Here is a 22,556-nt window from a genome sequence, read left to right as displayed (position 1 = left end):
ATTTACACGTTGATTAAGCTCTAACTCTGCATAACTCAAGGATTAATAAGAATAATGCGGCCGCTCCAAAACAACCTAATTAGTTTCACCATTATTGGCTCTATTGTGCTGCATCTACTGCTCGGCTGGTATTTGCAGCAAAGTATTTATATCCCCTCAAAGCCTTTAGAAATTAAGGCAATGAAAACCTATTTGGTTATTGAGCCTGCCAAGCCCAAGGTGGAGCATATTGAGACACCAGCGATAACTGAAGATAAGCCAGTAAAGGAGTTAAAACCGACGCTGAAGGACGATACGGTTGAAGTACTAAAAACTGCGCAAACGGAACCAAAAAAGCCTACGGTTGAAAGTACAACCAAGCACATAGCCAAAGCAGCAGTCGTCACGCAACCTAAAAAGTTAGACCATCGCAAAGCAATCTCTCAATTTCGTCAGCAACTTTTAGAGCGCACTCCCAGTGACGTTGTACTCAGCCAAAACCAAAAAAAGCCGCAGCAGATCACCGTACCTAAAGCGCATCAAACCAGTGCTGCGAGCAAGCCAAGAGAGCTACTCGCGTCCACACCACATTATAAAGTCTACCGTGAAAATGGCTTGTGCTATACTGAGGTTAGACTCGATCCGAGTATTCCTACACCAGAGGGATTAAGTAATAACTGGCGTACTCCGCCTCGCCCTTGCGATGGCGGTGCCATTAAAAAAGCCTATGATGCCGCGATGAGTAAATGGCTAAACAAACGCTAATCTTGCTATCATAAAGCAAATTTATTGCTAAGAGTCCATTATGGAAAAAGTCACCATTTTAGTTGACGCTCAAAATGTTTATTACACCACCAAACAAGCCTACCAAACAGGCTTTGACTATAACGCGTTTTGGCGTAAAGCAACGGCTAATCGCGAGGTATATCAAGCCATTGCCTATTCCAGCGAACGGGGTAACGACAAACAAAAGCAGTTCCAAAATATCCTGCGAGCGATTGGCTTTGAGGTGAAGTTAAAGCCTTATATTCAACGTGCCGATGGCTCCGCAAAATGTGATTGGGATGTTGGCATTACCATTGATGCCATGGAATGCGCGTCAGGATCCGATGTAATAATTCTAGTAACTGGCGATGGTGATTTTGATTTACTCGCGAATAAACTCAGAGATAAATACCATACCCGAGTCGAAGTTTACGGCGTGCCGCAGCTTACCGCCGCCTCACTGATCCGTGCCGCTAGTGAGTTTATTCCTATTGATAGTAAACTATTAATTAGTCGACGCAGGTCTGAAATACATCACGGCGATTAACACTGTCAGATACGTTCCTATACGACAAATAGTCCACCTCCATAGCCAACCACAAAAATTCTTATGACTTGCCGTAAAGTAATTTTATGGCACAGCTATTGCTTATAAAACCACAGATGTCATTTTTTTGATTTGGAGTTTTGTATGGAATTTGCGTTACTTGCTATTTTGGCTCTAGTGGTCGTTGCTTCCATTGTCGCTTCTAAGTACACCGATGTGGGTGGCAATCCTTATCCATTTAATCGTAAAGAATCTGTTTTTACCACCGTTGAAGCATCGTTTCTACATTTATTAGAACGTGCCGTTGGCGATAGATATAAAATCGTTAGCCGCATTAAGCTCATTGATGTGATTGAGTGCAAGCCGGGTATCTCTCCAAAAGCACGTCGTGCTGCGGTAACTAAAGCTAAGAATAAGCAGTTGGATTATGTCTTGGTAGACAAAGAGACACTGAAAATTGTTGCCGCTGTTGACTTGGTCAATAACGCCAATAAAAACGGCCATAAAGCACAAAAAGATTGGTTTGTAAGTGGCGCTCTGGAATCTGCGGGTATTCCACACATTCGTATGAAAATCAAAAGTGGCTACCAAAGCGCTGAGGTCCGTGCGGCAATCCTATTCAAGCTTGGCCAAAAAGTGGAGATGCCAAAGAAAACCAGAAACCGCACCTACAAACCTGCGGTACTGTCTCCTTCACAGGCAAAAGCACAGTCAACTCAGTTGGCAGAAATCTAGCAAAACGGGCGTCAGCCCGTTTTTTGTTTTACCTATCAAAACCCCTTTCGTATAATAAAAGCAATTTTGACACTGGGGCTTTCCCCACCACAAATTAGGAATCTTTTGATGAAAGTAGGCATTATCGGCGCAATGGAGCAAGAAGTTACCATTTTGCGTAACACCATGGAAAACCCGCAAACATTGACCAAAGGTGGCTTTACTTTTTATACCGGCAAACTGGCTGGTCTTGACGTAACGCTTGTACAGTCTGGCATTGGTAAAGTGGCAGCAACAGTTGCGACAACTTTGCTTATCGACAACTTTGCGCCAGATTGCGTGATCAACACGGGTTCTGCAGGTGGCTTTGAACCATCACTAAACGTCGGTGATGTGGTGATTTCAAATGAAGTACGTCATCACGACGTTGATGTTACTGCATTTGGCTATGAAATTGGTCAAGTTCCACAAATGCCGGCTGCGTTCACTTCGCACACAAAATTGGTTGAAGCTGCAGAGCAAAGCGTACATGCGCTTGAAGGCATTCAAACTATGGTTGGTTTGATCTGTACGGGTGACTCCTTTATGTGCGACCCAGTACGCATCGACAAGGCGCGTGCAGACTTCCCGACGATGTTAGCAGTAGAAATGGAAGGTGCGGCAATTGCGCAGGCTTGTCATTCTTTAAACACGCCATTTGTTGTGATCCGCTCGCTATCTGATATCGCCGGCAAAGAATCACCGCAATCATTCGAAGAGTATCTAGAAGTCGCTTCTGTTAACTCTTCTAAAATGGTGATGGCACTACTTAATAAGCTGGATAAGGTTACGCTTTAGTGCTCGACAGCTTGCTTCAGGCCCATGAGGGCCTGATCATTTTCTTACTGGCGATTTTTGCCAGCCTAGGGATAAGGTTATCAACACTTTATCACCCTAATCTTATTCTTAGCCTTATATTTAAAGCGATTGCCGAAAAAGTTTATCGCCCCAAAGCGGCTTCTAGTTATCAACTGTTATCAGGCACACTGGGATTCCTCCTCCCTATATTAACCATCACCGTATTAACTTATGCGATTATTAGCTTTGCTTTTTATCCTAATTGGCTCGGTGGGCTGGTGTTGTTTTTATGCTTAGATATTAGCCATGAAAGCCGTGCTAAGCGTATTTCCGCGCTGATAAAGTCAAAGCAAAAAGTAACCGCAAGAGCCGTGTTGCAAGGAATGGTAGCAAGAGATGTAGAGAAGCTAACAGAGCTTGGTATTTGTAAAGCCACCATAGATAGCACCGCATTAAATACCCTGCGCCATTTTTTTGTCATTGCTTTACTGTATCTAATGGCAGGCCCCTATCTCGCGCTATTTTATAAACTGTTACTGCTATGCGACCATGCTTGGCGGCACGTAATGCCCCCCTCAGCCCGTTTTATGACAAGCCTTTCCCGCGTGATTTGGCTCGTTGAGTTTGTACCCATTCGATTATTAATTACCTGCTTTTCATTGCTACTTAGACCAAAGCAAACTTGGCACTACATTAAATACTACGGCCGTCACTTTAGCCAAACGAATACCGGATGGGCACTGAGCTTTTTTGCCGCAAATTTACATACACAGCTCGCAGGGCCGCGCTTTTATTTTGGTGAACGTTATGATGTGATGCGGGTAGGTGCAAAAGCGCAACCCTCAGCTGAGCATATTCAGCATTTACTCGGGCTACTTAATCAAATGCGCTGGCTATTTATTGCTACTTCCGCCTTACTGCTTGTGATTATAAATTTTGCTAGCTTAATGTTGTAACAACCACAAAAAAGGCCAGTAAAACACTGACCTCTTCGGCTATAACAAGTAGATTAGCTTGTTTAGTTTACCGTAACTTTCGCAAACTTACGCTTACCTACTTGGTAGATTTCACAAGAACCTTTCGCAACTTCTAATTTTGTGTCTGTTACTTTATCTTCGCCATTTAGCTTAACCGCGCCTTGCTTGATCATGCGCATCGCCTCTGAAGTACTTGCCACTAAACCGGCTTCTTTTAGCAAGTTAGTGATAAACGTGCTTTCACCCTCAATAGTTACGGTGACTTCAGGGATCTCATCAGGTAAGGCATTTTTTTGGAAACGCTTGATAAAGTCTTGATGCGCCGCTTCAGCGTCAGCTTCACTGTGGAATCGAGCAATCATTTCTTTTGCAAATTCAATCTTAATGTCACGAGGGTTGCGGCCGCCTGCAACTTCTTCTTTAAGTGCAGCGATATCATCCAGTGTTTTTGCGCTTAACAATTCGTAGTAACGCCACATTAAATCGTCAGAAATCGACATCACTTTACCGAACATGTCGTTTGGCGCATCAGTAATACCGATGTAGTTACCTAGTGACTTAGACATTTTCTGTACGCCGTCGGTGCCTTCAAGTAGCGGCATCATCAGTACTGTTTGCGGCTTTTGCCCTTCGTCTTTTTGTAGCTCACGACCCATTAATAGGTTAAAGCGCTGATCGGTACCACCGAGCTCAACATCCGCCTCTAGTGCAACCGAGTCCCAACCTTGAACCAGTGGATATAAGAATTCGTGGATTGCGATTGCTTGGCCATTTGCATAACGCTTTTTAAAGTCGTCGCGCTCAAGCATACGTGCCACAGTTTGACGTGCAGCAAGCTTGATCATACCGGCTGTGCCAAGCTTTTCCATCCACTCAGAATTGAATGCAACTGTGGTTTTGGCAGGATCAAGGATTTTGAAAACCTGTTCTTTGTATGTTTCTGCATTTGCCAGTACATCTTCACGAGTGAGTGGCTTACGAGTTACATTTTTGCCCGTTGGGTCGCCAATCATACCGGTGAAATCACCAATCAAGAAAATCACCTCATGGCCTAAGTCTTGAAAGGTTTTCATTTTATTGATTAGCACTGTGTGTCCTAAATGCAAATCAGGCGCTGTTGGATCGAAACCCGCTTTAATACGTAGTTTTTTACCTGACTTCAGCTTTTCTTTTAATTCATCCTGCAACAGAATTTCTTCTGCACCACGGCTAATCTCTGCAAATGCAGTTTCTAAATCCACTATTCTCACTCCAACAGCTATAACTTGTAATCGCTCGATTCTAGCCTATATTTATCCGAGTTTAAATGCACAAAACGCTGGTATTACGGGTTTATTACGTATATCCTGCAATATTATCTACAATAATTCTTGACAGCAGAAAAGGCGCATTATGGTTCATGTGGTTCATAAGCTCCCCAAAAAGCACAAAGTGCTCATCATCGGCTTCCTATCTGCGATGGTCGGAATTGCCCTGATCCCCTCTGAAAAAGCAACGGCTTCAAAAGACAATGACGGAAAAGCTTTAGAAGTTGGGAAACGTTACGAGTTGCCAGTAAAAATATCAGAAAAAACAGAGCAACTTACTGAATTAGATGCAGCGCCAGTCATCACGCCTGAGTCTGCCCCTAAACAACCTGTATTTGAATTTAAAGACCACGAAGTGAAGTCTGGCGACAGCCTAGCCGTGATTTTTAAACGCGCAGGTTATTCTGCCAAAACGTTACACAATCTGGTCAATACCAACGCAGAAACCCGCAAGCTGACTAAAATCCACCCGGGAGAAGTGCTTAGCTTTGCTAGCAATGATGGTGGTGAATTAGCTCAATTAAAATACATCTTGTCAAAAACGGACACCTTATTGGTCACCCTAAACGACGAGGGTAGTTACGAAACCAAAATCGAAAGCAAAGAAATCGAAAGTCGCGAAAAATCAGCAGGTGGTGAGATCAGTTCCAGCTTCTGGAGCGCCGGTATTTCAGCGGGTCTTAGCGAACGCCAAATAATGAACTTCGCCGATATTTTTGGTTGGGATGTCGACTTTGCAAACGATATTCGCAAGGGCGACTCTTTCGCATTAGTGTTTGAAAAGCACTATGTAGACGGTGAAGAAATCGGTAATGGTAAAATTATTGCTGCCGAATTTATCAACCAGGGCGAGCGTTACAGCGCGGTTCGTCATACTGATGACGAATTCTATACCCCTGAAGGCCGTAGCATGAAAAAGGCTTTCTTAAGAGCACCGGTTAACTTCAAATATATCAGCTCCAGCTTTAATCCGCGTCGCCTTCACCCTGTGACTGGCCGAGTATCGTCTCACAATGGTATAGACTATGCGGCACGCGTAGGCACGCCGGTGGTTTCCTCTGGTAACGGTAAAGTACTAAAGTCTGGTTACAATAAACTCAATGGTAATTATGTGTTTATTCAGCACGGCAGCAAGTATGTGACTAAGTACTTACACTTGAATAAGCGTACTGTTAAGACAGGTCAAAAAGTGAAGCAAGGGCAGAAAATTGGTACTGTCGGCTCAACTGGCCGCGTAACAGGTCCTCACCTTCATTATGAGTTTTTGGTGAACGGCGTACACCGAAATCCTAAAACGGTAAAACTGCCAAAGTCTGAACCATTACCTCAGTCTGAGCTCGCTAAGTTCAAACCCATTGCAGATGCGATGCTGGTAAAACTAGAGCGCAATAGAGAGTTAATGCTTGCAGCAGCAAACAAAGACTAAAAACTAAAAGGTAGCCAAGGCTACCTTTTTACTATGCAAGATAAAAATGCTAGATAAAGCTTATTTTTGATTAAACAAAGCAAGTGCACTATTAGTCATCGCTCTAACTCCAGTTGCGATGGCGATAGGGTAATCTGGCGCAAAGTGACTAGAATGCAATGAAGGTAAAGGCTCTCCGCTTTTTTGTGCCGCATCGAATACCGCTTGATTAACACCACCTAGCCAAAAAATTGTAATTGGTACATTGTCGTCAGTACGGCCATATAAACCGAAATCTTCACCAGCCATCACCGGCTGAGATTGTTCAACATTTTCTGCACCAATTTCCTGCTTAATAGCGCTAGTTACAAACTTAGCCAACTCCGGATTATTATACGTAGATGGAATGCTTTCGCTTTCATGAACGATAACCTCAGGCACAAGACTGTCCTCCAATCCTGCACTTTTTGCTATGCCTGCAGTCAAGCGTTTGATCGCCGCAATTTGTTGCTCACGCACATCCGGATTATAAGAGCGTAGCGTCAGTTGAAGCTTCACTTCGTTTGAAATGATATTGTGCTTAGAACCACCGTGAATAGAGCCTACAGTGATCACCGACGGCTCTAACGGAGAGATCTCTCGTGATGTAATGGTCTGTAGTCCTAGTACAATTCGAGATGCTAGTACCACAGGGTCGATGGTAGTATGTGGATAGGCTCCATGCCCCCCTTTACCCTTGACAATGATGTCAACTGAGTCAACATTCGCCAATGCATAACCCGGTGCGATCGCCACTTTACCGGCAGGAACCGCAGCACTTACATGCAAACCAAGCACATGATCGGGTTTAGCAAACTGAGTATACAACCCTTCCTTCAACATCGCTTTTGCGCCGCCACCCACTTCTTCAGCGGGTTGAGCAACTAACATCAATGTACCTTGCCACTTTTCCTTGTTAGCCATTAGCTGTTTTGCCGTACCGATTAAACTGGTCATATGGATGTCGTGACCACAACCGTGCATCACACCAACCAAATTCCCCGCATCATCTTTCACTTTAACTTTTGACGCGTACGACTTCCCTGTTTCTTCAATAATTGGCAAACCATCGGTATCGGCTCGGATCATCACCGTTGGACCATCACCATTTTTCAGCATGCCAACAACACCAAAGCCACCCACATTTTCAGTCACGTCATAACCAAGTCTGCGCATTTCATCCGCCAAACGCCCTGCTGTTTTTTCTTCTTTATAAGAGAGCTCAGGGTTTTGATGTAAATGTAAGTACAAAGACTCAAGTTCAGGCATAGACTCTGCAACTTGTTGTTTCAAATTGGCATTCGCATGCCAAGACAACGTGGCAATGAGGCCTAACACCAAGGGAGATAAGCGCATAAAATAGACTCCTTTTTGTTTCTTTCAGGATGCGGGTTTATTGGGGGAAAATCAATCATATTTATATTTTAATCCTTTCTATTTTACCAAGTTTTGCTACGCTTAAAGACACAACTTAAGGAACCTTCATGCCAGAGATTAACATTAATATCAGTGATTTAGAGCCAGGTATGTTTGTTGTCGGTGTGACAAAGCAGACAGGCTCAGTTGCGATTAAAACCAAAGGCTGGGTGAGAACGAAAACAAGCATTACAAAGCTACAAAAGAGTGGTGTTTTAGAGGTAACGGTCGATCCCAGTAAGCGCCTTTCAGAACATGACCCTCACGACGAACCACCTCATGATGAAAATATAGAAGAGCCGCATAAACCAGAGCATGATCCATGGCAGAGCAAGTGTAGTGTTGATGCAGAGATGCAACACGCAGTGACACTTTACGACGAAGCAAAAGCAATTCAAAGCAAAGCGTTTGCGGATATTAAAGCGGGTAAAGCGATAGAAATAGAGGCTTTTAAAGCAACAGCAAGCGGCTTTATTGACTCCGTATTTCGCAATCAAGATGCACTATCCTGTATCGCGCGGATCAGAGAAAAAGACGCCTATCTATTGGAGCACTCTATTAATGTTTCTATCTTAATGGCTATTTTCTGTAAGCACCTAGGCTATTCGAGAGAGTTAACCGAGGAGATGACCACAGGCGCGCTACTCCACGACATTGGTAAGATAGAAATTCCCGACGATATTTTACATAAGCCTGGAAAATTGAGCCTCGATGAGTATCACATCATGAAGTCTCACGCTAAATACAGCTTTGATATTTTGCTCAATGCAGGTCTTGGACGAGTTGCTTGTGAAATAGCAGGCTATCACCACGAGCGCCTAGATGGCACAGGGTATCCTTATGGCAAAACTGCGGACGAACTTCCTCAGCATGTGAGAATGGCAGCTATCGTTGATGTATATGACGCATTGACCGCTGAGCGCGTCTATAAAGAGGGCATGACACCAATTAAAGCGTTTAAGTTAATGCGTGAAGGCTGCCCTCACCATTTTGACGAACAACTACTAAGCCGGTTTATTGCTTGCATTGGCGTATACCCTGTGGGCACTTTAGTAAAACTCACTAGTGGTAAGGTCGGTGTTATTGCCCAAAGCAATCCCAAAACGCCGCTAAAACCCGTTGTTAAAGTGTTTTATCACGCTAAGCACATGCATTACATTGAAGTTCAAGATATCGATTTAAGCGCGAAAAAAGCAAACGATGAGCTAGAGTCAGCGATCAAGCCCGAAGAATTCAAGCTTGATCTTATTCGGTTTTTTAAACATTCAATGCTGCCTTAATATGAAGGCAGCCAGTCCTCCATTGCCTCAAGGCTGAATTCAATACCGTCGAAATCAAAACGTGTTTGCTCTGGTGTAATTTCTACAACGGTCAAAGCCCCTAGACTATCACCCTCATATAAAGGTCTATTGTTTATTTTTATCCACCGCTCATGGGAGTCGGTAGCATAAATATGTGCTTGATAGCGCAGGCTTGGAATACTATTTTGCAATTGGGCAGGCAGCAGCGCGATGGGCGTAGCTGAAGCAGACTCCTTAGTAGTAGCAAGCACCTCAGGCTCTTCATGCGGTGCTGTTTCTTTTACCGCCTCTGCAAAGGCTTTTTTAAGTTCTTCTGATACCCCGGCAAGTTCATCATCTTGTGGTTTTGGCTTAGCGCCAAATACACGATAGCCCGCGTACTCCCCAGCCGTTTGGACTTCTCCTGGAGATAAGTCTTGAGTAACCTGATTAGGTTGAATGACATCCGATGTAGGGATTGAAACAACAGGTACAGCTTTAACAGAATCTACCGGTACCAATTGTTGTTGATATAGAGGCTTGCCTTGGTTATCAACGCCAATTTGCACAGACACCCACTGGAAGTGCTGCTCAGGCTCAGCAGTTTGTGCCTCTAGATTAGAATTAACAGTGTTGTTTGTCGCTGAAGTTGTCGCTGGTGTACTCACTTCTTGACTAGCAACACTAGCCTTTTTCACCTGCTGATTATTCTCCACCGCAAGATCTGTAGAAAGCTCAGCTTGCTCTTCTTTTTTCGCCTCCACTTTAGTCGTTACTGCTGGTTGCACTTCTGCTGGGGTCGTTATCTTACCGATATAATACCCCGCCCCAAGTGAAGACAAAGACAAGAGACCCGCACCGGCATAGGTAACGAGCTTTTTATAGAAAATGAGTTGGGCGTCTTGGCGTTGACTCAAATAATCCTGTTCGGCATCTGCACCTTGCTGCGACTGTTTCATTGCTCTTGTTAAATACGACATGTTTCCCTCTACACCAATTTTGCCAAACCAAAGCCCGCAACAAATAACATACCAAGCCAAACCGAAAAAAATAATGGCACGCGACTCTTTTCTTGGCTTGCAACTGGCACTAAATTAGTGGGTAGCGCCTCCTTTGCTGCTTGAACAGCGATTGCTTTCGTTACCTGAGTTTGCGATGCCGAGTATGCCCCTAATAAACACCTGTCGGCCAACAAATTTATTAATCTTGGGATCCCTGCTGTCACTTGATGTACATAGGCTACCGCATCATGGTGGAACAAAGCTTGCTGACAACCGGCTTTTTGCAGACGATGCTGTATATAAGCAAAAACTTGCGATTCGCTAAGTGGCAGTAAGTGATAACGCGCCGTGATCCTTTGTGCTAATTGCCGCAGCTCGTTGCGCTGCAACAAATGCTGTAGCTCTGGTTGACCCACTAATACTATTTGTAGCAATTTTTTATGATCTGTTTCAAGGTTAGTCAGCAGCCTAAGCTGTTCAAGTACCTCCGGTGCTAAATGCTGAGCTTCATCAATGATCAACATTGTATGACCACCACTATGATGGTTCTCTAACAATCTATGCTTAATCACATCGGTAAGCGATTTTAACGTGGCGTTGTTGCTGTCATAGTCAATTTCCAGCTCATCACAAATCGTCGCAAGCAGTTCAAGCTCCGATAGCGATGGGTTAAGTATAAAAGCAACCTTCGTTGATTCAGGCAACTGAGCCAGCATACTCCGTGTAACTGTGGTTTTCCCCGTACCAACCTCACCAGTCAGTAGTACAAAGCCACCCGCGTCACCCAACCCATAGGTTAAATGTGCAAGTGCTTCCTTGTGACGTTCGCTAAGGAATAAGAATTCAGGATTTGGTGCAATCGAGAAGGGTTTTTCAGTTAACCCAAAATAGCGTAAATACACGACTTGTCTCTTTATTGTTATGATGCGCTCTATAATGGCAAAATCCGGTTCAAGATAAAACCTTGAATCGCATAAAATGGAATATAGCAAATGAAAATCTATCTCGTCGGCGGTGCAGTTAGAGATGAACTGCTAGGGCGCCCAATAAAAGAAAGAGATTATGTGGTCGTTGGCAGCACACCAGAGCAAATGAGTGAGCTAGGCTATCAGCAAGTTGGCAGCGACTTCCCTGTATTCTTACACCCCATCACAAAAGACGAACACGCTCTTGCGCGCACCGAGCGTAAAAGTGGTCAAGGATACACTGGGTTTATTTGTGATTTTGGCCCAGAAATAAGCTTGGAAGAAGATTTACTTCGCCGAGATCTTACCGTTAATGCAATTGCTAAAGATGATGATGGTTCGCTTATTGACCCCTATGGCGGTCAAAAAGATTTAGAAAACCGAGTATTACGCCATGTCAGCAGCGCTTTTAGTGAAGATCCACTTAGAGTGCTGCGAGTAGCGCGTTTTGCAGCTCGCTATAAAGAATACAACTTCACCATTGCAACTGAAACTTGGCACCTTATGCAAACCATGGTCGCTAACGATGAATTAAAAACCTTAACCAAAGAGCGTATTTGGCTAGAAATAGCAAAAACAATGCAAGATAACGGTTTAGGACACTTTCTAAATACGATTTCAGCGTTAGGTGCACGTGAATTTGTTTCTCCATACATCCCAGAGTGGGATCAAGCAGCATATGGAAAATTTCAAAGTGCACTCTCTAGACTTGAAAAGAATGATGAGTTGGATGGATTAGCACAATTCAGCCTTGCCTGTTACTTTTCGGGTACTTGCTTGATTCAGTTAGAGCAAGCAAAACGATTTAAAGTGCCTAATATTTACTTAGAAAGCAGCAAAGAGCTTATCGCAAATCTCGATTTATTGAGCAAAGAAAGTAAAACCCCTGATGAATGGCTTATTATCTTACAAAATATAGACGCATGGCGCAGACCTGAGAAACTAGAGCGCTTTTGTTATATTTGTAGCAAGGTAAGTGATAATTTACGTGCTCTTTGTGACAAACTTACACAGAACTTTTTAGCAACTCGCAACATCGATGTACAAGAGATCATTGCAGACGGCTACCAAGGAAAGGCTATTCAAGAGCAGCTCAAACTCAGACGCTTAAAAGCTATGCAAAATTAGCTATTTTCCATAAAGAGATAGGTTGATTTTCGGCCTATCTAAAAAAGTTCCCTGTCGAATTCCCCTCAAAACATCAAGTGCTCACTTTTAGCACAGCAAAACCCACATAAAAATTACAATTCCAGCTACAAAAAAGCTTAAATTTCAAACTGAAACTTATATCATTTCTATCAAATTTAAATTTATTGTTCTCAAAACAATAACAGCATTTGTAAACACTTACTAACCGTAAATAAAAGATGACACAAAGAGCCACCATAACCAACTGATTATAATAAAGAAAACCAAATAAGGAACAACAAAATCACACATTACACCTTTTTTAAACATCATACACATTTAGACAAAACCCATATTTAACAATTGTTTATGGTAAAAACGCAGCACCTATATTGCGATATGTCGCCTTCCAAAGTATGGAAAGGGTCGGCCATCGTTATAAACAAAGTAAATAAGGGTCAAAATGTTGAAGAAGTTAAATCTAGTTACCGCTGGAATCCAAGTTGCTTTAGTCGCTGGTGCCGTAAGCAGTTCAGTAGCTGTTGCAAACGAACAAACAGAAGCTAAATCAGTAGAGCGCATTCAAGTTACCGGTTCACGAATCAAACGTGTGAACCTAACTTCACCTACACCAGTTACTGTAATTGGTGGTGTAGAGCTTGAAAACCAAGGCATCACCAACGTAAATGACCTTTTAGCTGAAATGCCTCAAGCTAGTGTTGGCCTATCTCCTGAAAATACCACCAGCTACATCTATGCGTCAGGTTTAAATACTACTGATCTGCGTGGTTTAGGCTCAGAACGTACACTGGTATTAGTTAATGGCCGTCGCTTTGTACCAGGCTCTGTTGGTGACACTGCGGTAGATTTAAACAACATCCCTACTTCTATTATTGAGCGTGTAGAAATCGCAACAGGCGGCGCAGCAGCAGTCTATGGTGCGGACGCTGTCGCCGGTGTTGTAAACATCATTACCAAGAAGTCATTTGATGGCGTAGAAGTTGATATCTCCACCGTGAAGCCTGAACAAAATGGCGGTGAAGATTACTCTTTCTCAATTACTGGCGGACAAGAGCTAGACAAGCTTTCATTCATTACCTCGTTGAATTATACGAAAAACGAAAGCTATGCAAAGCTTGACCGCGATTTCTACAGAAATTCAATGCGATCGATAGCCAACCCTTCTGACACAGGAAGCAAAGATGGCATTCCTGGGAATATCGTACTAAACGGTCAAACGGCCCTCGCTAGATATTCTGAAAAAGGTGATTTCTTTGCTATCGCTCCGGGTGCAGATAAAACTCGTGATGTATATTTAAATAACCACTTTGCATTTCAAGAAGATGGTTCATTACAACCATTTAACTATGGGTTAGGTTTGATCCCAGATCCAAATTCAGCTATTTCAGACTTAGCTGCTGGCCGCTACTTCCACGATGAATACAACAAAGGTGATGGTGTATTTACTCAAGGATCAAAAAGTTATTTTAGAACACCTCTAGAGCGAGTAATCGCTTCTGCGTATGGTACTTACGAACTGAATGATGAGCATGCTCTGACATTTGACGCAACTTGGTCAAAAACAGACTCGACAACTGAAAGCGGTCCAACATTCTTCGCCTATAAGATCTATCGTGATAATGCCTTTGTGAGCGATGAAATGGGCAATATCATGGATAGCGTAGAATACAAAGATAAAGATGGTAATTTAGTCAAAGGTATTGATAGCGTAACTTTATATCAAGCGAACTCAAACCTTTGGGGTGACCGTAACTACGAACAAGAGCGTGAAGTCTTCCGTTCATCTATTGGTGCCGAAGGGATTATCAATGATGATTGGAGTTACAGTGCCTATTTCCAATTTGGCCGCGTAGAGCAAGATACAACTTGGACAGGTGAAGTTCTTGAACAAAACTTACTAAACGCAGTTAACTCAGCCGTTATCGATGGTCAAACTGTATGTGTAGACCGTGATAGTAAAGGTAAGATCATTGGCCAAATCGCAGGCTGTGTACCATTTAATCCTATGGGTGCAACATCAGCAACTGCAGAGCAAATGGGTTATATTTCGACTGTAGCGACCCGTTTTGCAAGACATGATCAAGCTGTTTTTGCAGCCACCGTCGATGGTATTCTATTTGAGCTTCCTGCTGGTTATGTGAGTGCTGCATTTACCGCCGAGCACCGTCGCGAAGTTGCTGAAAAGACACCATCTGAAAATATGGAAAAAGGCTTAATCTTCGGTAACTCTAGCTTACCAATGCATGGTGAAATTGAAGTTGACGAGCTTTCAATGGAGCTATCTGTACCATTACTCGTGGACGAATTTCTTGCATTAGACTTAACATTTGAAGGTGCATATCGTTATATGGATTATTCAGTGACTGGTGGAGACGATGCTTGGAAGCTAGCACTTAATTGGGGTATAACTGAAGAGTTAAGACTACGCGTTAACCGTTCAAAATCAGTCAGAGCACCGAGCTTGGGTGATCTATTTGCACCGTCATCAACACAATACAGCTCTGGCCGTGCTGACATCTGTCGTGCTGACAGCATTAAAAAGCTAAGTGACGATTACAAGTACAAACAAAATATTATCAGAAATTGCCAAGCTGACGGCTTACCTGAAGGTTGGATGCCTTCTTCAGAATGGCTTGCGGGCGGCAGTCTTGAAGGTTCAATCGTTGGTAACACCGAACTTAAGAACGAAGTGTCTAATGACTTAACTGTAGGTCTTATCTATACACCTGAATTTATCGAAGGTCTAGATTTTACTGTTGATTATTGGTCATTCGAAATTGACGGCGCAATTCAATACTTTGGTCGTGCAGACATAATCAAATACTGTTATGAAAGTGAATCAATTGACAACTTATTTTGTAAAAATTTAGTTCGCGGTGAAAATGGCGATATTGAACACTTCTATCAACGCCCAATTAACTCTGCACAAATAGTAAAGAAAGGTTACGATCTAGAGTCGGCATATCGATTTGATGCCATGAGTGGTGAGGTTGCTTTAAAATTAGCCGCGACTTACATTCAAAAAGACACTCAAAACTCAACAGGCCGTGCTGACGACTTACGTAGCTTTACTGGACTAACTGACGATTCACCACGCTGGAAAGGCCGTTTTACAGCGGTGTACTCGCAAGATGAATCAGTTTACGCGTTAACGGTTAATTACCGCCATAGTACGGTTGATGACAAAGATTGGACTATTGAAGCTAATAACTTCAACGAAGTTTCATCATATACAACTGTGGATTTCATGTATAAGTCATACGTGTTAGAGGATTTACAACTTCGTCTAGGTGTAAGTAACCTATTTGATAAAGAACCTCCTCGTACACCAGTAACATTCGACTCAGGCGAGTTCTATGATGTTAATGGTCGTAGATTCTCAGTAGGTATGAAGTATAACTTCTAATCTTCTTTAGAATTTGATTCAAAAAAAGCCTCCTTTTGGAGGCTTTTTTACGTTATCCCCACCTTTTATCTTATTTTCGCCGCGATTGAGCAAACTTGAGTATTCACCTCCCCCTGCTTATGATTTAATACTCATGTTAATTTTTTTGTCATTAAGATTTCGTGTAGCAAGGCAGCTAGTTATCCATGAAAACAAGCAAGTTAAGTATTCGACTCCTTTGGTATATCACCCCGCTTGTGATATTACCCTTGCTGTTTCTTGGCGGATTTACGCTCACGAATGTAACTAGCTCAACGCAAAAACAAGCCAAGCTCATTGTTAGTCGTTTCGTTGAACAACAACAGCAGAAGATGTTCAATTATATTGAGATCTACCAGTCCACGACAAAACTGCTTTCAACCTCTCCAGTACTTAGTGATTTTCTTAATTCGGCCCATCTTGAAAGAATGGAAAAGACTAAGCGTTTAGGTGCGCTAATGGATGTTTTTGCCAGTTATAGTGAAGCCTACCCTGATATCATTAGTATCAATCTTTTATCTCCCAATGGCAGAAGCTCCGCATTTTACTCTAGTAACTTAGGGGGAGCACCGAACCTTTATCCCTTTGCCAAACAAATCATGCAAAGTAACTTACGCCAACATCAATTTATGGTTGCCTCAAGTGCAGGTACGCAACTGTATTTTGTCCAGCAGATCTACAGTGTAGATTACGAACTTAAGCAGCCTAGACAACAAGGCTATATCGTCGTACAAGTTTCTCCCTCTCTCTTAAGTACTAGCATACTTGAAGCTCCGTATGATAATACGCTAAACCTCTTGGTGAGCATTGATGGTGAGGTATTATTCAGCTCAGATACAAATCTCATTGGCCACTATTTAAGCGCCAGTGAAATAGAAAAAATAGGCTATATTGCTGATCTTGGGCAATTAGACTCTACCGTTATTAATAGTATTGATAATGTGGAAAGGATGACCTACAGCGCGCAACTAAGCGGTGGCTACTTTTATATTTCAACGATCCCTAAGTCGCTACTTTACCGCTCTGGTAAAACTATTAGTCTGATCACAGCATTGATCGTTATTCTATCTGTCGTTACATTGCCCATTTTGATTTTTATCGTGGTCCGCAACCTGTTGCTCAACCCCATAGAATTACTGGGAGAAGCGAGCCACCGGGTCGGAGATGGTGATCTAATGGTGGCGCTACCAGAGCATAATAGTGACGAAGTTGGCATTCTTTTCAGAGATTTCAACCATATGATCGGCCAAATTCGGACCTTTCAGCGAGAGCTTGAGGATTACAAAGAGCACTTGGAAGAGAAAGTTGAAGACAGAACCAAAGAATTAGAAGAAACTAATAGCAAGCTAGAAGTTGCTATTGTAGAAGCCGAGCAGGCAAACCAGCTTAAAAGTCGCTTTTTAGCTAACATGAGTCATGAGATACGTACCCCGCTTACCGCTATTATGGGGTTTACCGAGCAGCTTATACAGCATCCTAATTCACCTGCCTCAAAACAGCACCTAGACACAATTTTAAGAAACTCTAAACACCTTTTAGAACTTATCAATAATATTTTAGACCTCTCTAAAATTGAGGCTGAAAAACTAGATGTGGAGGAATCAGAGGTCTTGGTAATGCCACTCATCAATGATATTGAATCCATCATTGAGCCGATGACGAATGAAAAACTACTGAACTTTTCCACAGAATTTATTCTACCGTTGCCTGACAAGCTTTACACCGACATTACTCGCTTAAAACAAATCTTGCTTAACATCGCAACAAACGCGGTGAAATTTACTGAGTACGGTGGCGTTCATTTAAAGGTGGAGTTTAGACCGGAATCTGAAAAGTTTATTTTTAGTATCAAAGACACCGGAATTGGCATGTCGCAAAATGAGCTAGAGCGCGCATTTAAGCCTTTTGAGCAAGCTGATACAACAACAACTCGGCGCTTCGGTGGCACAGGACTAGGTCTTTGTATATCAAAGAATCTAGCACAACTGCTTGGCGGTGACGTAAATGTTCAAAGCCAACAAGGCGCAGGTAGTCTATTTTCTGTTGAAGTCTCGGGTAATTTCAAAGAGCGCTCTTACTCTTGGCTAAACGCACTTGAGCGACCAAGACAACCGGATAACAGTAAAACCCATATTGCAGCAGTAAAAGAGCTTGATGCCAAAGTGCTTGTTGCGGAAGACAATCCCGATAACCAAGAGCTTATTACGCTGCTACTGTCTAACTGGGGCATAGTTCCTGATATTGCTAATAACGGTGCTGAAGCGGTTGAGATGGCGCTGGTTGAAGACTATCAACTGATCTTAATGGATATGCAAATGCCAGTCATGGGTGGTGAAGAAGCAACGCAAATGCTCAGACATGCCGCCTATGATGGACCAATCATCGCGCTTACCGCCAACGTAATGAAACACGACATAGACAACCATATTAAAGCAGGGTGTGATGCCACTCTAGGCAAGCCGATAGATAAAGAATTGCTAGGTAAATTACTACTAGAGTACCTTGAACTTCAAAATGGCAAGTCCTCTTCATGGGATGCCTTGTTACAAACCGAAAAGTTCTTACAAATAAGCCGAAATTACGTTGAAAAGCTACCGTCACAGCTAGTTGAGCTGCAAAAGCTTTATGATACACAGGAATGGGAATCTTTAAGGGCACTAGCACATAGTATCAAAGGCAGCGCGGGTTGCTTTGGCTTTATGAATATTCATGAAGCCGCAGGGGAACTAGAAACCAGTTTGCAAAAAACACAAAACAGTAATCGCCATTACTATTTGCTTAAGCTCACTGAGGCTATGCGCTACACCCTATCGATAGACCAGCCCACGGATAATAGTCACTTAGGCTAATGGTAAGGCCATGAGCATTGCGTCTTCACGACCATGAGTGCTCGGGTAGTAGTTTTTTCTCAAGCCCATTTCGACAAAATCATAGCGATGATATAACGCGATTGCTGAAGCGTTTGACGCTCTTACTTCAAGGAAGATATTTTCTGCCTGCAAGGTCTCTGCTTGCGCTAACAAATCTTCCATTAATGGCTTCGCGTAGCCCTTACCTTGGTAATTAGGACGAATACAAATATCCATCAAGGTTAAGTCTGGGCCCGCACGCTCTGCAACGTAGAAACCCACTAGCGTATTACCATCAACAATAGCTGTATTAAAGTAACGACCATGAAGGCAAGACTGCATGGTTTTCTCACTCCAAGGAAAAGCATGACAGGCTTGTTCTACTTGCATAATCTCATTAAGTGGAAACTGCAGTAAACCACCTTGCTTAACTTGCATCTTGCTGACGCCAGATTAATTGCCACAACTCACGCTTTTGAGTTGTACTTAGTTGTGCACACGGCAAACTTAACTGATTATTCTCAAGTGCAATCGTGTTGCCCATGACAACCTCAATTTTTCTACCCATTGCCAATTCAAAGTCCTGCAACAAAACAGCTGGTAAAACGACCTGCTGAAGCTCATTCACATCAGTAGCAACAACAGCGTTAGGGTCAAGATGTGCAAATGTAGAATTTAGCTTTAGCGGTATAATATCGAGAATATTTGCGTAAATCGGATTCATAGCTAAGCAGTTTAATTTTTTAGGGAGTTTACTTTGAAAATATGCGAAGTGCAAAATAAGAAGTGGCAGGGGCGGCAGGACTCGAACCCGCAACCATCGGTTTTGGAGACCGCTGTTCTACCAATTGGAACTACGCCCCTGCAATGTCGACGCATTATAAAGCGCTTTTTTGAAAGGTAAAGTGAAAAAATCACTTTTTTGATTCAACTGCTTCTAAAACAAGCAAAATGGCGAATATTTATCATATTCGCCCTTTTCTTAAGCGGGGTGCTAACTCATTTTAGAGTCATTATTCCCACTTGAAGATCAACAGAAGAAAATATATCTACATAGCAGCTAGTTAGAAAGCTAGCTGTTCTCGATACCATCACCTATACCATGCGCAGAACTTTTTTGATTTTTTACTGATCGTCGAGGCTTTAGTTCAGCTTTAACCTAGGCCGAAGATTCTTGTATATCACGACGAAGCTCTTGTATCTCTTCAACACTCAGCCGTCGCGGACCCGAGGCAATTCTATCCATCTTGTGTCTCCAACCGGTCACCATACACTTTAAGTGGTTCGTCAAAACGTGAGTTACCAGCAGAGAACTTAGAGGATATTTTTTTGATTGTTTTTCATACACACCTTGAAAACCATCAATACTGCTCAAAGATCACACAACGAGGAATAACCTCGTAAAATAAAAGGATCAAATCATGGGTTTGAAACCAGGACCAAAACCAAAAGCCAAATCAACAGGCAAGCCAGATCAACGTCGACGTGACAACAAAAAACTCCAGGAAACACGCCAGGCCTAAAGCCGAGTAAATCCTCGAGCAAGTAACTCTACCTCAATATCGGGTCAGTGTAAGCGGTACTGACTCTTGTTGCTAAAACCCGCTTCTGCCCCAAAATGAGTTAACGTAAATGCTCTAAGGGCGGATTTGAGCGAAAAGCTGACGTTCATCCTTTCGCCTAAACCACTATATATACATCCATGTCTATTGAATTTCTTCCATAGTCAGGAAAACGACCCTGTGAGTCGTTTTTGTCGTGTTCACATTTAGAGCAATGTAACGTAACTTCAGTACTGGTAAGTACTTCCTAAATTTGCTATCAATAGTCATGGGACAAAAACGAGACAGATTGCTGTAGAAAAACGACCCAATCGCTCGATATTAAATTGTTGAACTAAGCCGCTACGCGGAGATCCTACTCTCACCAACTGAGCCACACTTACCTTGGGGTTATCCCATAACTTGGAGGTAAGCATGAACCCACTCATAGAACAAGTCAAAACAGAAATAGCCTACCGAGGGTATTCGCAACGTACATGCAAAAGTTACTGTGAGCATCTACTTAAACTGAGTCACTATTTCAATAAACCACTCGATTCAATTACCGATGATGAACTGAATACCTTTTTTAATGATCCGGCTATTCGTAAACTCTCTAGAGCAAGCCAAAAAGTACAAATAAATAGTATTTGGTTTTTGTTTAAACATATTTTACACCGACCGCTGAACCTAGATATCGCATTACCAAAAGCGAAGACTCGCGCACCAACCTATTTATCTCGAGACGATATTCGGCGGTTGATAGAAAACTGTACGGATATGCGATTAAAAACGTTAATTGTGGTTTGCTATGGTTGTGGCTTACGCATTGGTGAGCTTTTACATATTAAAGTGCAAGATATTGATGGAAAGCGAAAAACCATTTTGATTGAACAAGGTAAAGGAGATAAGTCACGCTATGTGGTGGCCTCCGATAGCGTACTTAACCAATTACGTAGTTACTGGAAAATGTATCACCCAACGGGTTGGATGTTTTATTCACGATGGTTAATGGATAAACCCATGTCAGCATCAAGCTTCAGGAGACCATTACGTGAACATGCACGACATTGCGGCTTAACTCACTGTAATCCACATGCACTACGCCATGCTTATGCAACACATCAACTTGAATCAGGCATGCCATTGCACCAACTTCAACATCAGCTTGGACACAGTGATATTAAAACCACGCAAAGCTACTTACATTGGTTACCCGAATTGGGGCATGGCGGTGTTGATTTACTCGCAAGTTGGGTTAAACCATGAGCACTTTACATCTCGCTGATATTTTAAATTCGAGCCTTGGGCATTATCGGCAACATCATATAATGAGCTATCAGCAGCTACGCGTCTGTCAGCATCTTCAATCATGCAGAACGGGTCAGCTCGGTTATCAAACATGGCAGTGCGATAACTGCGGTGAGTCACAGCAGATTGGGTGCAGCTGCCGAGACCGCCATTGTCCACGGTGTCAAGGAATGGCAACGGCAAGGTGGATACAAAAGCAGCAAGAGAACTTATTGCCATGCCGCTATTTCCACCTTGTCTTTACGCTTCCTAATGAACTTAATGCCATTGCTCACTATAACCCAAGTGCCTTATACCAGTGTTTATTCAAAGCAGCATGGCAAACCTTGAGTAAATTTGCTAACCGAAAAGGGCATGGCCAATTAGGAATGACTAGCGTCTTGCATACTTGGGGGCAAAATTTAAGTCAGCATATTCATTTACACTGTTTAATCCCAGCAGGTACGCTCGATAAGACTCAATGGAATGAGATAGAAAAAGGCTATTTATATCCCGTTAAAGCGTTATCAACGGTCTTTAGAGGAAAAATGCTAGCGGCGCTTAGTGATTTTAATACGTCACTCGTGAAGATAAACACGCCAACAAAGTGGTGCGTGTATAGCAAAGCCTGCTTAGCTTACAGTGAAAAGCTAGTAAGTTACCTAGCACGGTATACCCGAAAAGGCGTGATGTCTGAATCACGTTTAGTGACAGCGAATGCACAGTCGGTGAGCTTCAAATACCGAGATTACGCAGATGATAATCGTGATAAAGTGATGACACTGAGTAATGACGAATTCTTACGGCGTTATTTGCAGCATGTACTACCGAAAGGATTTATGCGTATTCGGCATTACGGTTTTTTAGCCAATGCATGTCGCAAGCGAAAGTTAGCGCTGATAAGGTCGCAGGCGTCATGCACATGCAGAGCAAAGAGGCCAAAGGCAGGAGAAAACGTGACATTGATACCGAATTGGCCTTGTCAGCATTGTAAGGTAGGTATCTTGCGGCTAATTGGCGTATTCAAGTTAGATGCAACACCGACCAAAGTAGACCGAACGAGTTAGCAGC

18 protein-coding genes and 1 tRNA gene are annotated in these 22,556 nt (G+C 42.8%); 12 read left to right on the top strand and 7 right to left on the bottom strand.

Going from position 1 to position 22,556, the window contains the following annotated elements; translation table 11 throughout:
• Positions 1–54: 54 nt before the first annotated feature.
• From MHN32_RS20635 to MHN32_RS20615, 5 genes are all read left to right on the top strand, one after another.
• Entirely contained in the window at positions 55–744 is a 690-nt protein-coding gene (locus MHN32_RS20635) for a hypothetical protein (RefSeq protein WP_174169765.1), read from the top strand.
• Between the two features lie 40 nt (positions 745–784).
• Complete coding sequence (locus tag MHN32_RS20630) at positions 785–1,291, top strand: NYN domain-containing protein (RefSeq protein ID WP_227386874.1); 507 nt, start codon at positions 785–787, stop codon at positions 1,289–1,291.
• A gap of 144 nt (positions 1,292–1,435) precedes the next feature.
• On the top strand, positions 1,436–2,026 hold the full coding sequence (locus tag MHN32_RS20625; RefSeq protein WP_010605979.1) for a DUF2726 domain-containing protein: 591 nt from the start codon (positions 1,436–1,438) through the stop codon (positions 2,024–2,026).
• Positions 2,027–2,134: 108 nt separating this feature from the next.
• Positions 2,135–2,842: a 5'-methylthioadenosine/S-adenosylhomocysteine nucleosidase gene (gene mtnN / locus MHN32_RS20620; RefSeq protein WP_010605978.1), complete on the top strand. Its 708-nt coding sequence runs from the start codon at positions 2,135–2,137 to the stop codon at positions 2,840–2,842.
• Positions 2,842–3,798: a cobalamin biosynthesis protein gene (locus MHN32_RS20615; protein WP_239422667.1), complete on the top strand. Its 957-nt coding sequence runs from the start codon at positions 2,842–2,844 to the stop codon at positions 3,796–3,798. The genes mtnN and MHN32_RS20615 overlap by 1 nt, the downstream gene beginning before the upstream one ends.
• A 62-nt stretch (positions 3,799–3,860) precedes the next feature.
• Here the strand turns inward: MHN32_RS20615 and tyrS are convergent, their stop codons facing one another.
• Complete coding sequence (gene tyrS, locus MHN32_RS20610; protein WP_102057449.1) at positions 3,861–5,060, bottom strand: tyrosine--tRNA ligase; 1,200 nt, start codon at positions 5,058–5,060, stop codon at positions 3,861–3,863.
• 151 nt (positions 5,061–5,211) lie between these two features.
• On the opposite strand from tyrS, the gene MHN32_RS20605 reads away from it, so the two are divergent.
• Positions 5,212–6,552 (top strand): peptidoglycan DD-metalloendopeptidase family protein, encoded by a 1,341-nt coding sequence (locus MHN32_RS20605; RefSeq protein WP_235368289.1) that lies wholly within the window; start codon positions 5,212–5,214, stop codon positions 6,550–6,552.
• 60 nt (positions 6,553–6,612) lie between these two features.
• Here the strand turns inward: MHN32_RS20605 and MHN32_RS20600 are convergent, their stop codons facing one another.
• On the bottom strand, positions 6,613–7,926 hold the full coding sequence (locus MHN32_RS20600; protein ID WP_237115745.1) for an amidohydrolase: 1,314 nt from the start codon (positions 7,924–7,926) through the stop codon (positions 6,613–6,615).
• Positions 7,927–8,054: 128 nt separating this feature from the next.
• Between MHN32_RS20600 and MHN32_RS20595 the strand changes: the two genes are divergently transcribed.
• The gene (locus MHN32_RS20595) at positions 8,055–9,266 is read left to right on the top strand and encodes an HD-GYP domain-containing protein (protein WP_010605973.1); all 1,212 of its coding nucleotides are present in this window, start codon (positions 8,055–8,057) and stop codon (positions 9,264–9,266) included.
• Here the strand turns inward: MHN32_RS20595 and MHN32_RS20590 are convergent.
• Positions 9,263–10,246, bottom strand: coding sequence for a general secretion pathway protein GspB (locus MHN32_RS20590; RefSeq protein ID WP_102057451.1), 984 nt, complete (start codon positions 10,244–10,246; stop codon positions 9,263–9,265). The genes MHN32_RS20595 and MHN32_RS20590 overlap by 4 nt on opposite strands.
• Before the next feature lie 8 nt (positions 10,247–10,254).
• Positions 10,255–11,169, bottom strand: a complete 915-nt coding sequence (locus tag MHN32_RS20585; protein ID WP_174169761.1) for an AAA family ATPase — start codon at positions 11,167–11,169, stop codon at positions 10,255–10,257.
• Between the two features lie 90 nt (positions 11,170–11,259).
• Here MHN32_RS20585 and MHN32_RS20580 point away from each other — a divergent pair, with 90 nt between their 5' ends.
• From MHN32_RS20580 to MHN32_RS20570, 3 genes are all read left to right on the top strand, one after another.
• Positions 11,260–12,360: a tRNA nucleotidyltransferase gene (locus MHN32_RS20580; RefSeq protein ID WP_239422666.1), complete on the top strand. Its 1,101-nt coding sequence runs from the start codon at positions 11,260–11,262 to the stop codon at positions 12,358–12,360.
• A 463-nt stretch (positions 12,361–12,823) separates the two neighbouring features.
• The gene (locus MHN32_RS20575) at positions 12,824–15,787 is read left to right on the top strand and encodes a TonB-dependent receptor (RefSeq protein WP_239422665.1); all 2,964 of its coding nucleotides are present in this window, start codon (positions 12,824–12,826) and stop codon (positions 15,785–15,787) included.
• A gap of 185 nt (positions 15,788–15,972) precedes the next feature.
• Positions 15,973–18,654 carry an ATP-binding protein gene (locus tag MHN32_RS20570; protein WP_239422664.1) on the top strand — a complete coding sequence of 894 codons (2,682 nt, stop codon included), beginning with the start codon at positions 15,973–15,975 and terminating at the stop codon, positions 18,652–18,654.
• Here the strand turns inward: MHN32_RS20570 and rimI are convergent.
• The 3 genes from rimI to MHN32_RS20555 all read right to left on the bottom strand — a co-directional run bounded on the left by rimI (position 18,646) and on the right by MHN32_RS20555 (position 19,518).
• The gene (gene rimI / locus MHN32_RS20565; protein WP_010605967.1) at positions 18,646–19,092 is read right to left on the bottom strand and encodes a ribosomal protein S18-alanine N-acetyltransferase; all 447 of its coding nucleotides are present in this window, start codon (positions 19,090–19,092) and stop codon (positions 18,646–18,648) included. The genes MHN32_RS20570 and rimI overlap by 9 nt on opposite strands.
• The gene (locus MHN32_RS20560; protein ID WP_239422663.1) at positions 19,082–19,378 is read right to left on the bottom strand and encodes a hypothetical protein; all 297 of its coding nucleotides are present in this window, start codon (positions 19,376–19,378) and stop codon (positions 19,082–19,084) included. Before MHN32_RS20560 ends, rimI begins: the two co-directional genes overlap by 11 nt.
• 63 nt (positions 19,379–19,441) lie before the next feature.
• A tRNA-Trp gene (locus tag MHN32_RS20555) sits at positions 19,442–19,518 on the bottom strand.
• A gap of 1,112 nt (positions 19,519–20,630) precedes the next feature.
• Here MHN32_RS20555 and MHN32_RS20550 point away from each other — a divergent pair.
• Positions 20,631–21,464 (top strand): tyrosine-type recombinase/integrase, encoded by an 834-nt coding sequence (locus MHN32_RS20550; protein ID WP_227386675.1) that lies wholly within the window; start codon positions 20,631–20,633, stop codon positions 21,462–21,464.
• Positions 21,461–22,552, top strand: coding sequence for an IS91 family transposase (locus tag MHN32_RS20545; RefSeq protein ID WP_239422662.1), 1,092 nt, complete (start codon positions 21,461–21,463; stop codon positions 22,550–22,552). Before MHN32_RS20550 ends, MHN32_RS20545 begins: the two co-directional genes overlap by 4 nt.
• The last annotated feature ends 4 nt before the right edge of the window (positions 22,553–22,556 follow it).

The sequence above is a fragment of the Pseudoalteromonas sp. Of11M-6 genome (assembly GCF_022347905.1).
Lineage (GTDB): Bacteria > Pseudomonadota > Gammaproteobacteria > Enterobacterales > Alteromonadaceae > Pseudoalteromonas.
The sequence above is the reverse complement of the archived record's forward strand: the minus strand, read 5'-3'. Positions and strand labels throughout refer to the sequence as shown.